We start from the raw sequence: 12,584 nt of genomic DNA, 5'->3' as shown, positions 1-12,584 counted from the left end.
CCATCGGCCGCATCGTCGACCTCTACTCGCCCGCCGAATGCGCGAATTACTTCGCCAAAGCAGGCTATGACGCAGATTGATCGGAAAACGCTCTAGCACATTCCGGGCTTTCCAGCGGGGCAATGGGCTATGATCCCGCAAGCGGGATGTAGCGCCGGGAGGATCGGCATGGCAAAGCGCGGCATCGGCGACATCGGCGGCATCGTACGGGGACTTGCGGCGTTGGTCCTGCCGATCGGCATCGGCGCAGCGCCTGCCGCCGGAGCGAACGACGTCCACGCCGAACGACGCGCGGCCATGGTCGAAACGATCCGGACCTATCCCGCCGGATCCGGTGGGCTCGCCGCGCTGGCGCTCGACAAGCGCGTGCTCGATGCGATGCGCGCGGTGCCGCGCCACGACTTCGTTCCACCGGCACAGCGCGAACTGGCTTACCAGGACCGTCCTCTGTCGATCGGCCAGGATCAGACGATCTCGCAGCCCTACATCGTCGCACTCATGACCAGCCTGCTCCGGCCGGAACCGGGGCATACGGTGCTGGAAGTCGGTACCGGCTCGGGCTACCAGGCGGCAGTGCTCGCGCGGCTGGCCGCCCGCGTCTACACGATCGAGATCGTTCCGGAACTGGGACGGCAGGCCGCGGCCGTGCTGAGCGAGGGCTACCCGAACGTTATTGCACGGATCGGCGACGGCTATCTCGGCTGGCCCGAGGCAGCACCGTTCGACGGGATCATGGTCACGGCTGCGGCACCCTCTATCCCACAGCCGTTGATCGACCAGTTGAAGGCGGGGGGCAGAATGGTCGTCCCGCTCGGTCAGGAATCTTCCGTCCAGAACCTCGTGTTGGTCCGCAAGGACATGGATGGGATGGTCTCGACGGACTCCGTCCTGCCGGTACGGTTCGTTCCCCTGACCGGGCAAGGCGCCGGAAGCCGGCCCGGCGGGAGCCCCGCGGGACGATAGCTGCGTCGCCGGGGAGGGGGTCCCGGCCGATTTCGGCCGACGCATCCGCGACGTTCAGGGTCGCCGCGGACGGTGCCGTTCGGCTCCTGGCGGCGCATCCCGACGCCAAAATCGCGCGTTTCGTCGCTGCCGACCGACCGCACGCGCCGCGGGAGCGGACCCGCAGAGTCAGGGCCGCGTCGACGCGAGGGTGTCAATGGATCAGGGCCATCGCCGGAATCGCCTCGGAGGCTCGCCAGAATCGGCTGATCGCATCGGTATGGGCGGCGATGGCGGCGGGATCGGCATCGGCGGCGGGGGCAGGCTCCGGTTCGAAGTGCCCGAAGCGGTCGGTGCCGCGCACCAGCGTCGCCGACAGCCGCGTTTCGCCGACATGGCGGACGTGCGCCGGGATGTAGCTGATGCCGACGCCGATGCGGCGGCCGTCGCTGCCGTTCGGGCCGGAGCGATGCAGCAGCATCGTGTGGTGCAGCGAGACGTCGCCCGGCTGGAGCACGAGGTCGACCGCGGCGCTCTCATCGACCGGTTCCGCGAAGGTCTGGCCGCGCGACAGCATCGCCCGCGGGTCCGCCTGGTCGTAATGCGGGCGCTGGCCCATCGTGTGCGTACCGGGAACCACCTGCACACAGCCGCGCTCCGGCGTCGACGGCGTCAGCGCGACCCAGGCGGTGACGTGTTCGTAGGGCTCCAGCCCGAAATAGGTGCCGTCCTGGTGCCAGGGCACGAAGTTCGGCGTGTGCGGCTCCTTCCACCAGATCGTCGTGTGGAAGGTCAGGATGTCGGGCCCGATCACCGCCTCGACCGCGTCGAGGATGCGCGGGTGCCGAATGAGATCGGCGGCCCAGCGATAGAGCAGGTACGGCTTCACGCGGTTCGACGCCTGCCGCCGGCCTGTCGCCTTCCACTCGTCGGCGCAGGTGCGTTCGCACTCGGACCGGTAGTATTCCGCCTCGTCCGGCGTCAGGAGCGGCCGGCCGGGGAGGAAGCCCTTGTTCGCATAGTGCTGGCGTTCTGCGGCGGAAGTCTCCATGGCGCGCTCCATCGTCTGTCCTCGGCGGATGCTTCAAGCAACATTCGCGCCGCCCAGCGCCCGGCTCAAGGAAGGTTCCACGATTCCCGTATCGAGGCGCGTAGCGCCTGGGCCAGCCGGTAGGCGGGCTGCTGCAGCCGTGCCTGCGCGGCGGCCTTTTCGGCCGGCTCGGCGCTCTCGACGGCGCGCAGCGGCGGCCCGAAATCCTGCATCGCGGCCTTCACGGCGCCGTCCTCGACGACCGACAGTTCGCTCCAGAAAAGCTGCCAGAAGCGTTGCGCCGCGGCACGCCATTCGGCGGCCGCGGGATCGACGGTGACCAGCAGGCCCGCCACGGCAGCCGTCTCCATGTACAAATCGAACTGCTTGTCGCGGAAGCGTCCCCCTGCTTCGAAGCTGCGGATGCGGTTCTGCTGTTCCAGTTCGGTTTGCTGTCGTACCAGCAGCGCCTCTCGCCCGGCCGCCTGCTGCCGCTGGTCGTGGAGGTAGGTCGCCGCGACCCAGAGGCCGGCGGCGACGGCGCTGACGACCGGAATGACTCCCTGCAGGAACGCGAGCCATGTGCCGGTCCGGGGACCGGGGCCGGGCTGCTTCTCCATTCCGCCCGTCACCATCGGACCCGCATGCCGTTCGAACGTCGCGGATATGGTGAGCGTCTCGCTCGTCGGCGGCAAGAGCGACCCGAGAGGACCGCGAGGACCGGGTCAGCGCGGGCGTCGGCCCTTGCTCTTGCTCGCGCCGCCGCGGCGGCCGCCGCCCTTGTAGCCCTGGCTGATCTGCTGGATCGCCGTCTTGGCGCGGCCCTTCGGGGCGCCGTCGGCCGAGGGGGCCATGTCGAGTTCGATCGCCTGCAGGCGCTTCAGTTCGTCCCGCAGCCGTGCCGCCTCCTCGAACTCCAGGTCGGCGGCGGCGGCGCGCATCCTCTTCTCGACCTCGGCAATCGTCGCCTGCAGGTTGTGGCCGATCATCGCCTGGTCCTCGCCGAGACCGGTCGCGACCGTGACGTGGTCGCCGCGCTCGTACACGCTCGACAGGATGTCGGAGATGTTCTTCTTGATGGATTGCGGCGTGATGCCGTTCGCCAGGTTCCACGCCTGCTGCTTCTCGCGGCGCCGCTCCGTTTCCGCGAGCGCGCGCGTCAGGCTGTCGGTCATGCGGTCGGCGTAGAGGATGACGCGCCCGTCGACGTTGCGCGCGGCGCGGCCGATCGTCTGGATCAGCGAGGTGAAGGAACGAAGATAGCCTTCCTTGTCCGCATCCAGGATGCAGACGAGCGCGCACTCCGGGATGTCCAGGCCTTCGCGCAGCAGGTTGATGCCGATGAGGACGTCGAAGGCGCCGAGGCGCAGGTCACGGATGATCTCGATCCGTTCGAGCGTATCGACGTCCGAGTGCATGTAGCGGACGCGGATCCCCGCCTCGTGCATGTATTCGGTCAGGTCCTCCGCCATCCGCTTGGTGAGGGTGGTGACCAGCACCCGCTCGCCCTTGGCGGCGGCTTCGCGGCATTCGGCCAGCAGGTCGTCGACCTGACCTTCGACGGGGCGCACGATCGTCACGGGATCGATCAGACCGGTGGGGCGCACCACCTGCTCCGAGACCACGCCGCCGGTCCGTTCCAGTTCCCACGGGCCCGGCGTCGCGGAGACGAAAATCGTCTGCGGCCGCATCGCCTCCCATTCGTCGAACTTGAGGGGGCGGTTGTCGATACAGGACGGCAGGCGGAACCCGTACTCGGCGAGCGTCGACTTGCGCGCATAGTCGCCCTTGTACATGCCGCCGATCTGCGGAACGGTAACGTGGCTCTCGTCGATGACGAGGATGGCGTCCTCGGGCAGGTATTCGAACAGCGTCGGCGGCGGCTCGCCCGGCTTGCGGCCTGTCAGGTGGCGGGAGTAGTTCTCGATGCCGGCGCAGGAACCGGTCGTCTCCATCATCTCCAGGTCGAACGTCGTCCGCTGCTCGAGACGCTGCGCCTCGAGCAGCTTGCCCTGGGCGGTCAGTTCGGCGAGGCGGGGGCCGAGTTCCGCCTTGATCGTCTTCATCGCCTGGATGAGCGTCGGCTTCGGCGTCACATAGTGCGAGTTCGGATAGATGCGGATCGACTTCAGCTCGCCGGTGCGCTCGCCGGTCAGCGGGTCGAACTCGTGGATCGCCTCGACCTCGTCGCCGAAGAGGGATATCCGCCAGGCCTGATCGTCGAGATGGGCGGGATAGAGGTCGACCGTGTCGCCGCGCACGCGGAAGGTGCCGCGCTGGAAGCTCGCTTCGTTGCGCCTGTACTGCAACTCGACGAGGCGGCGGAGGAAGGACTGCACCTCCATCCTCTGGCCGGCCTTCACGTTGACCGTCATCTCCGAGTAGGTCTCGACCGCGCCGATACCGTAGATGCACGAAACCGACGCGACGATCACGACGTCGCGACGCTCCAGCAGGGCGCGCGTCGCCGAGTGACGCATCCGGTCGATCTCCTCGTTGATCGAGGATTCCTTCTCGACATAAGTGTCGGTGCGCGGGACGTAGGCCTCGGGCTGGTAGTAGTCGTAGTAGGAGACGAAATACTCGACCGCATTTTCAGGAAAGAAGCTCTTCATCTCCGCGTAGAGCTGCGCCGCGAGCGTCTTGTTCGGCGCCAGGACCAGCGTCGGGCGGCCGAGCGCCTGTATCGCGTGCGCGACCGTGAAGGTCTTGCCGGAGCCGGTGACGCCGAGCAGGACCTGATCCCGCTCGCCCGCCTTCAGCCCGGCCACGAGTTCCGTGATCGCCTTCGGCTGGTCGCCGGCGGGCTCGTACTCGGAGACGAGCTTGAGGGGCGTGCCGAAGTCCTCGTCCGGCGCCAGGGGCGGCCGCCGTGTCGGGAGGGCATCCATCATCGTCAGGACGGGCTGGGACATGGCGTCAATATCGGTCGTGCCGCTCCGCCGTTAAAGGGGCCGGAAGACGGCGCCGGAGCGGCACGGGAACCGGCGTTGTGGCGGCGGGTTATGTCGTCGCCTCGACGCCCTGACCTTTTTCCAACTCGGCGCCGGCGCGCAGCACTCCAAGCGCAGCGCCGTTCGCGACGCCGTCGGCAAGCACTGAGACGCGGCCGGCGGGACGATCGCGACGCCCCGCCGGCAGTCTGCTGCGATTGCTTACACCTTGAGTGCGTCGTGGCCGAGCAGCGCCTCCCGGAAGCGGCGGGCGACGGTCAGGCCGTCGCGGATCGGCATGACCACGGGCGGCATGTGCGCGTCGACCGTTATGACGGCGAAGATCGGTCCCTCACCGCCGTGCAGGGCTTGGCGCAACCCCTCGATCCCCTGCATGTCCGTGACACGGTGCACGTGGCGGATGCCGCAGCTCTCTGCGATCCCGGCGAGGTCAGTGCCTTCGGCGGTGTGCGATACCTGACCGCCCGTCTCGCCGAACCGGCCGTTGTCCAGCACGACGATGGCGAGGTTCGAGGGCCGCCGTACGCCGATGGTCGCAAGCGAGCCGATGCCCATCAGCAGCTCCGCGTCGCCGGTGAGGGCAAGGACGCGCCGTTCCGGCTGTGCCACCGCCAGGCCGAGGGCGGTCGAGGCGACGCTGCCCATTGCACCCAGCATGTAGAAGTTGAGCGGCGTCTCGCCGGCCGCCTCGGCGTCCCAGATGGCAGAGCCGAGGCCGGCGACCACCAGCATGTCCTCGCGGTCGGCGAGCAGGCGGGCGACCGCGGCGCGGCGCTCCAGTCGATTGTCCTTCATGTCCATTCCCGCCTCCTACTTGAAGACCTTGGCGCCGATGACGCGCTGGGAGATCAGCGCGGCCACCGGAGCGTAGGAGCTGAACGCCAGCCGGGCGGAGGCGCGCACGACCTCGACGACCTCCTCCGCCACCGCGGCGCGGTTGACGATGACGCCCGCCGCCTCCAGGACGGCCGGCGTGGCCTGTCCCATCGGCAGCTGCCACGGATTGAACTCGCCCCACTCGCCGCGCATCGTCACGATCGTGAAGAAGGGGATGCCGCAGGAGCGCACGAGACCCAAGGCGTTGATGATGTTTCCGACGCCGCTCGACTGCATCAGCATCGCGGCCCGCTCGCCGCCGAGCCAGGCCCCGGCGCAGACGCCGACCCCCTCGAACTCGTTGGTCAGGTAGCCGGTCTTCATTTCCGGGTCGTCGTGGCACTGCTTGATGAGGGTCGCGTGGCCGGCGTCGGGGACATAGACCACCTGCCGGACGCCGACCTCCTTCAGGACGTCGTAGAGCCCTTCGCGCCAGGGCGTTTCCGCTTTCGCTGCCTGCACGGCATTCCTCTTGCTTCATTGGTGGGCGTGCCGCCCATAATATCGGGCGAGGCACCGATGGCCAGACAGGGGCGACCGGGAGCATAGGGGCCGATGGCGTATAGCGGACGGGCCGGGCAGCAGAGCTTCACGTTCGCCGACCTGCGCACGCTGCTGGCGAAGGCGTCGCCGGCGCGGTCGGGCGATGCGCTCGCCGGTCTGATCGCCGAGAACGCCGCCGAGCGGGTCGCCGCGCAGCGCGCCCTTGCCGACCTGCCGCTCGCGGCCTTCCTCGACGAGGCCGTCGTCCCCTACGAGGCGGACGAGGTCACGCGCCTCATCCTCGACAGTCATGACCGGGCGGCGTTCGCGCCGGTCGCGCACCTCACCGTCGGCGGCTTCCGCGACTGGCTGCTCGGCTACGCGGCGACGGGCGAGGCGCTGCGCGCCCTGGCGCCCGGCCTGCTGCCCGAGATGGCGGCGGCCGTCTCGAAGATCATGCGCCTGCAGGACCTGGCGCTAGTCGCCAGCCGCATCGAGGTCGTCACCCGCTTCCGCGGCACCATCGGCCTGAAGGGCCGCTTCTCGACGCGGCTGCAGCCCAACCACCCGGTCGACGACCCGCGGGGCATCGCGGCCAGCATGGTCGACGGCCTGCTCTACGGCTGCGGCGACGCCGTCATCGGCATCAACCCGGCGACCGACAGCGTCGAGCATGTCTGCGGCCTGTTCGAGCTGATCGACCGCATGCGGACCAGGCTCGCCGCACCGGTCCAGTCTTCGGTGCTGGCGCACGTCACCACGCAGTTGCGGGCGATCGAGCGCGGCGCGCCGGTCGACCTCGTCTTCCAGTCGATCGCCGGCTCCGAGGCCGCCAACCGCAGCTTCGGCATCGACCTCGCCCTGCTGCGCGAGGCGCGCGAGGCGGCGCTGTCGCTGAAGCGCGGCACGCTGGGCGACGACCTCATGTATTTCGAGACCGGCCAGGGCAGCGCGCTCTCGGCCGAGGCGCACCACGGGGTCGACCAGCAGACGATGGAGGCGCGCGCCTACGGAGTCGCCCGCGCCCTCTCGCCGCTGCTGGTCAACACCGTCGTCGGCTTCATCGGCCCCGAATATCTCTACGACGGCAAGCAGATCATGCGCGCCGGCCTGGAGGACCACTTCTGCGGCAAGCTGCTCGGCCTGCCGATGGGCTGCGACGTCTGCTACACCAACCACGCCGAGGCCGACCAGGACGACATGGATGCCCTGCTGACGGTGCTGGCCGCCGCCGGCTGCACCTACGTCATGGGCGTGCCGGGCGCCGACGACGTGATGCTGGGCTATCAGAGCACCTCGTTCCACGACGCGCTCTACGTGCGCGAACTGCTCGGCCGGCCGCCGGCGCCGGAGTTCGCCGACTGGCTGGTGGCGGCCGGCATCTTCGAGACCCCGACGCGCCGGGCCGCACGGCCCGCCCTGCCGGCGGGGCTGCAGCCGGCGCTGCTGGTCGCGGCAAGCGGATGAGCCGGCCGCCGCGCACAGGCTTGGCGACGCCGGACGGCTGGACCCAGCTGCGCGCCTTCACGCCGGCCCGCATCGCCCTGGGTGCCGCCGGCGGCAGCACGCCGACCGCCGCCCATCTCGACTTCCAGGAGGCGCACGCCGCGGCGCGCGACGCGGTGCACGAGCCGGTCGATTGGGACCGCCTCGCCGCGGACCTGGCGGCCGCCGGCTTCGCGCCGCCGCTCCGGGTGCGCAGCCGGGCCGGGGACCGGCCGACCTTCCTGCGCCGGCCCGACCTGGGGCGCCGACTCGCCCCCGCCTCCGAGGCCGCGCTGCAGGCCGCCGCGAGAGACGGCTGCGATCTCGCCGTTGTCGTTGCCGACGGCCTGTCCGCCAAGGCGGTGCAGCGCCACGCCGTGCCGCTGCTCGCGGCCGTTCGCGACCGGCTGCCGCGCGGCTGGCGGACGGCGCCGCCGGTGCTGGCCGAGCAGGGCCGGGTGGCGCTCGGCGACGCCTGCGGCGCGCTGCTCGGCGCCCGCCTCGTCGCCGTGCTGATCGGCGAGCGACCCGGCCTCAGCGCCGCCGACAGCCTCGGCGTCTACCTGACATGGGAGCCGCGCCCCGGCCGCAGCGACGCCGAGCGCAACTGCCTCTCCAACATCCGGCCCGAGGGCCTGACCTACGTCCGGGCGGCGACGAAGCTGGCCGCGCTGGCGGCCGAAGCGACCCGGCTGCGCCTGACCGGCATCGGGCTGAAGGAGCCGGAGGCGGCGCTGCCCCCTGCCCGGGACGGGGCGTAGGGCGGGGCTTGCCCCGCCCACGGATCGGCGTCACCGTCCTGCACCAACGGCCGGGGCGGCGCGGCGGCGACAGGGCCGGGCGAGCCCGGCCCCAACGGGAGCCGGGACGGCTCCGCCCGCACAGGAGACGCCCGACCGTGACCGCATTCCCCGCCCCCGAAGACCCCGAGCGCCTGACGCTCTACGGCAGCTTCACCTCCAGCTCCAGCTACAAGCCGATGCTCTATCTGGCGCTGTCGGGCCTGCCCTTCTCGTTCCGCACGGTGAACCTGAAGAACGGCGTGCAGAAGACGCCCGACTATCTCGCCGTGAACCGCTATGGCCAGGTGCCGGCGCTGCGGCATCGCGGGCTGACGGTGGTCCAGTCGAACGTCGTGCTCGACTATCTCGCCCGCGCGACCGGCCGCTTCGAGGGGGCGACCGAGCAGGACCGCTGGCACGCCCGCGAATGGCTGTCGTGGGAGGCGGACGCCATCACCAACGTCGCCAAGGTGCGCCACTTCAACCGCTTCCGCACGGTCGACCCGGCGGTGCTGGCCTATCTGACGCCGCCGGCCGAGGCGGCGCTGACCTTCGTCGACCGGGCGCTGGAGGGCCGGCAGTGGCTGGTCGGCAAGACCTGCACCATCGCCGACCTGGGCTGCTGGGGCCGCATGGTCTTCATGGCCGAGGGCGGCTTCGACATCCAGCGCTGGCCCAACATCGTCGCCTGGCGTGACCGGCTGACGGCGATGCCGGGCTTCGCGCTGCCCTACGACCTGATCCCCAAGAAGGACACCGAGTTCGATCCGGTGTGACGCGGGCCGGCCTGACGGCTGGCCGACCTCAGGCGCCGCGGTCGACCAGTTCGATGGACACGCCTTGCGGTCCGCGCAGGAAGGCGATGCGGGTGCCGGGGCGGATCGTCGTCGGCTCCATCGTGAACTCGGCGCCCTTCGCCTTCAGGTCGGCGGCGATCGCGTCGATGCCGCTGACCGTCAGGCCGATATGGTCGAGCCCCTGGTAGGGCGACTGCGGCGGTGCTGCGGTCTTGCCGTCGGGCAGGACCGGCGCGATGAAGATGGCCTGGCCGCCCAGGTCGAGGTCGAGCCGCTCGCGGCCTTCCTGCATCGTGCGGATGATCTTCGCGCCGAACATTCGCTCGTAGAAGCGGGCGGTCTCCTCGGGCTCGGGGCTGCGAAGGTGGATGTGGTCGAACTTGAACTGGTCCATGACGCCCTCCCGCGATTCTTCAGCGCGGCAGTCTAGCGCCGCGCCGGCCCGTGCCGCCATAGCCCCTCTCTCGCGCCTCCGGCCGCCCTGTGCCACAGTCCCCGGAAAGAGCCGAGGGAGAGCCGCCGTGACCGCACCGACCGATCAGCCCGCCGCCTATCCGTTCGGGCGCGTGCGGCCGCCGGATGCGGCGTGGCTGGCACGCCAGGCGCCGGAGGCGCCGATCGAGCCCGACCTGCCGATCGTCGACACCCACCACCACCTCTGGGACCGGCGCGACGCCGGGCGGCGGGTAGGTGAGCCGCCGATCGGCCGCTACCTGCTCGACGAGCTGATGGAGGACATCCGCAGCGGCCACAACGTCGTCCAGACCGTCTTCCTCGAGTGCCACTCGATGTACCGCGCCGCCGGGCCGGTCGAGATGCGGCCGGTGGGCGAGGTCGAATTCGTCGCCGGCGTCGCCGCGATGAGCGAGAGCGGCGTCTACGGCCCGCAGCGTGCCGCCGCCGGCATCGTCGGCTTCGCCGACCTGGCGCTCGGCGACGCCGTCGCCCCCGTGCTGGAGGCGCAGATCGCCGCCGGCGGCGGCCGCTTCCGCGGCGTGCGCTTCTCCGCCGCGTGGGACGCCGACCCGGTCATCGGCAACAGCCACGGCGTCACCGGCCTCGGCCTCTATCGCGAGCCCAAGGTGGTCGAGGGCCTGCGCCGGCTGGCGTCCCTCGGCCTGTCCCTGGACGCCTGGTGCTTCCACCCGCAGCTGGCCGACGTCACGGCGCTGGCGCGGGCGGTGCCGGAGGCGACCATCGTGCTCAACCATGTCGGCGGCCCGCTCGGCTACGGCCCATATGCCGGCCGGACCGACGCCGTGTTCGAGGCGTGGAAGCCGGCCATGGCCGAGCTCGCGAGCTGCCCCAACGTCTTCGTCAAGCTCGGCGGCCAGGTCATGCGCCTCGGCGCCTGGCCCTACCCGTCCGCCGAGCCGCCGCCGACGTCCGAGCGGATGGCCGACCTCTGGCGCCCCTGGGTCGGCACCTGCATCGAGTTGTTCGGCCCGGACCGCTGCCTGTTCGAGAGCAACTTCCCGGTCGACAAGATGGGCACCGGCTGGGTCCAGCTCTGGAACGCCTTCAAGCGCCTCGCCGCCGGCGGCTCCGCCGCGGAGAAGGCCGCCCTGTTCGCCGGCACCGCCCGGCGCGCCTACCGTCTCGAGACCCCCTGATGTCGGAGACATCCTGATGCTCAAGCTCTTCTACGCCCCCGGCAGCTGCGCCCTCGCCTCGCACATCGCCCTCGAGGAGGCCGGTGCCACGTACGAAGCCGTCCGCATGGACCTCGCCGCCGGCGACCAGCGCGCGGCCGACTATCTGCGCATCAACCCGAAGGGTCGGGTCCCCGCACTGGTGACCGAGCGCGGCATCCTGACCGAGACCCCGGCCATCCTCGCCTGGGTGGCGCAGAGCTTCCCGGACGCCCGTCTGGCACCGACCGACCCGTTCGAGTTCGCCCGCGCCCAGGCCTTCAACAGCTATCTCTGCTCCACCGTCCACGTCGCCCACGCCCATGGCGGCCGCGGCACCCGCTGGGCCGACGACCCGGTGGCCATCGCCGACATGAAGCGCAAGGTGCCGGAGACGATGGCCGCCTGCTTCGACCTGATCGAACGGGAGATGTTCGAGGGACCGTGGGTGCTCGGCGAGAGCTACTCGATCTGCGACCCCTACCTCTTCACCGTGTCCCGCTGGCTCGACCGCGACGGCGTCGACATCGCCCGCTTCCCCAACGTCGCCGACCACCGCAACCGCATGGCCGAGCGCCCGGCCGTGGCGAAGGTGCTGGCCGTCCAGCACCCGGCGTGAGGGGATAGGCAGAGGTTACCTTTCCTTCCCTTTCGTTCCGTTTCCTTCCCCTCGAAGGTGCGGAGCGGCGTGTCACGTGGCGACGGCGATGCCGCCGGGCGACGGCGGCATCACGGCAAGTGCGCCCGGATGGGAATAATGTCAATCGGCGGCGCGGCTCACGTGCGTCGCCGGGAGGCATGGCTCGTGACGCCAGATCTGCTCCAGTGCTGGAGCGATGCGGGCGAGACGCCCGCGCCCCCAGGGGGGCGGTTCCGGTGTGGGCAATCTGGCGCGCATTCGATCATAATTCCGGGGGCGCGGCCGTCCCGGCCGCCGTTCGTCTGGGAGGATCAGGGATGCGCAGGGATGGCGGGGGAGCTGCCCGCGACCCCAGGGGATGGCATTCGCGCGGGTATCTGCCGCATCTCGACAGTCCCGGCCTCGTCCAGGCGATCACATTTCGGCTCGCCGACAGTCTCCCGTTTTTGACACCGCGGCCGACTCTCATGTCCGACGCCGCGCATCGTCGGGCGGTTGAAACCGTACTCGACACCGGCCAGGGCGGCTGTGCGCTGCGGGCGCCTGCGGCGGCGCGGACCGTCGAGGATGCGCTGCTGCATTTCGACGGCGTGCGATGCCGCCTGCTCGCCTGGGCCGTGATGCCGAACCATGTCCACGTCCTGATCGAGACGCTGCCGGGTCACCCGGTTCCCGCCCTGGTTCATTCCTGGAAGTCGTTCACGGCGCACCGTATCCGGCCGGGCGGTGGACGCTTCTGGCAGCCGGACTATTGGGATCGCTTCATCCGCGACGACGGCCATCTCGCCGCCGCGGTGCGATACATCGAGGCGAACCCGGTGGCGGCGGGGCTCTGCGCGGCACCGGCGGACTGGCCTTTCGGGAGCGCGCGGCGGCGTTTGATTTCGGGGTAGCCTGGGGGGGGGGGGGGGGGGCGCGCCCCCCCACGCGGGATCAGGATGGTGGGGGGGGGCCCCCCCCCCCC

At 70.7% G+C, this 12,584-nt stretch carries 13 protein-coding genes; 7 read left to right on the top strand and 6 right to left on the bottom strand.

What is annotated here, in order from left to right; translation table 11 throughout:
* Window positions 1-168 precede the first annotated feature (168 nt).
* A complete protein-coding gene (locus ABIE65_RS27435; protein WP_354081941.1) occupies window positions 169-963 on the top strand; it encodes a protein-L-isoaspartate(D-aspartate) O-methyltransferase in 795 nt (264 codons plus the stop codon).
* 193 nt (window positions 964-1,156) lie between these two features.
* Here the strand turns inward: ABIE65_RS27435 and ABIE65_RS27430 are convergent, their stop codons facing one another.
* From ABIE65_RS27430 to ABIE65_RS27410, 5 genes are all read right to left on the bottom strand, one after another.
* Complete coding sequence (locus ABIE65_RS27430) at window positions 1,157-1,993, bottom strand: phytanoyl-CoA dioxygenase family protein (RefSeq protein ID WP_354081940.1); 837 nt, start codon at window positions 1,991-1,993, stop codon at window positions 1,157-1,159.
* A 65-nt stretch (window positions 1,994-2,058) separates the two neighbouring features.
* Window positions 2,059-2,592: a hypothetical protein gene (locus ABIE65_RS27425; RefSeq protein ID WP_354081939.1), complete on the bottom strand. Its 534-nt coding sequence runs from the start codon at window positions 2,590-2,592 to the stop codon at window positions 2,059-2,061.
* A gap of 105 nt (window positions 2,593-2,697) precedes the next feature.
* Window positions 2,698-4,887, bottom strand: a complete 2,190-nt coding sequence (gene uvrB / locus ABIE65_RS27420) for an excinuclease ABC subunit UvrB (RefSeq protein WP_354081938.1) — start codon at window positions 4,885-4,887, stop codon at window positions 2,698-2,700.
* 240 nt (window positions 4,888-5,127) lie between these two features.
* On the bottom strand, window positions 5,128-5,721 hold the full coding sequence (locus ABIE65_RS27415; RefSeq protein WP_354081937.1) for a thiamine pyrophosphate-dependent enzyme: 594 nt from the start codon (window positions 5,719-5,721) through the stop codon (window positions 5,128-5,130).
* Window positions 5,722-5,736: 15 nt separating this feature from the next.
* Window positions 5,737-6,264, bottom strand: coding sequence for a phosphonopyruvate decarboxylase (locus ABIE65_RS27410; protein ID WP_354081936.1), 528 nt, complete (start codon window positions 6,262-6,264; stop codon window positions 5,737-5,739).
* Between the two features lie 93 nt (window positions 6,265-6,357).
* On the opposite strand from ABIE65_RS27410, the gene ABIE65_RS27405 reads away from it, so the two are divergent.
* The 3 genes from ABIE65_RS27405 (at window position 6,358) to ABIE65_RS27395 (ending at window position 9,328) form a co-directional block, all read left to right on the top strand.
* A complete protein-coding gene (locus ABIE65_RS27405) occupies window positions 6,358-7,752 on the top strand; it encodes an ethanolamine ammonia-lyase subunit EutB (protein WP_354081935.1) in 1,395 nt (464 codons plus the stop codon).
* Window positions 7,749-8,531, top strand: coding sequence for an ethanolamine ammonia-lyase subunit EutC (eutC, locus tag ABIE65_RS27400; RefSeq protein WP_354081934.1), 783 nt, complete (start codon window positions 7,749-7,751; stop codon window positions 8,529-8,531). Before ABIE65_RS27405 ends, eutC begins: the two co-directional genes overlap by 4 nt.
* A 137-nt stretch (window positions 8,532-8,668) precedes the next feature.
* Entirely contained in the window at window positions 8,669-9,328 is a 660-nt protein-coding gene (locus ABIE65_RS27395) for a glutathione S-transferase family protein (protein WP_354081933.1), read from the top strand.
* Between the two features lie 28 nt (window positions 9,329-9,356).
* Here ABIE65_RS27395 and ABIE65_RS27390 read toward each other — a convergent pair whose 3' ends face one another.
* Window positions 9,357-9,743, bottom strand: a complete 387-nt coding sequence (locus ABIE65_RS27390) for a VOC family protein (RefSeq protein ID WP_354081932.1) — start codon at window positions 9,741-9,743, stop codon at window positions 9,357-9,359.
* A gap of 127 nt (window positions 9,744-9,870) precedes the next feature.
* Between ABIE65_RS27390 and ABIE65_RS27385 the strand changes: the two genes are divergently transcribed.
* From ABIE65_RS27385 to ABIE65_RS27375, 3 genes are all read left to right on the top strand, one after another.
* A complete protein-coding gene (locus tag ABIE65_RS27385) occupies window positions 9,871-10,962 on the top strand; it encodes an amidohydrolase family protein (protein ID WP_354081931.1) in 1,092 nt (363 codons plus the stop codon).
* A gap of 16 nt (window positions 10,963-10,978) precedes the next feature.
* Window positions 10,979-11,599: a glutathione S-transferase family protein gene (locus ABIE65_RS27380; RefSeq protein WP_354081930.1), complete on the top strand. Its 621-nt coding sequence runs from the start codon at window positions 10,979-10,981 to the stop codon at window positions 11,597-11,599.
* Between the two features lie 488 nt (window positions 11,600-12,087).
* Entirely contained in the window at window positions 12,088-12,513 is a 426-nt protein-coding gene (locus ABIE65_RS27375) for an REP-associated tyrosine transposase (RefSeq protein ID WP_354081929.1), read from the top strand.
* Window positions 12,514-12,584: the final 71 nt, after the last annotated feature.

Source organism: Constrictibacter sp. MBR-5, assembly GCF_040549485.1.
GTDB lineage: Bacteria > Pseudomonadota > Alphaproteobacteria > JAJUGE01 > JAJUGE01 > Constrictibacter.
This window is presented reverse-complemented; position numbering and strand designations above follow the sequence as displayed.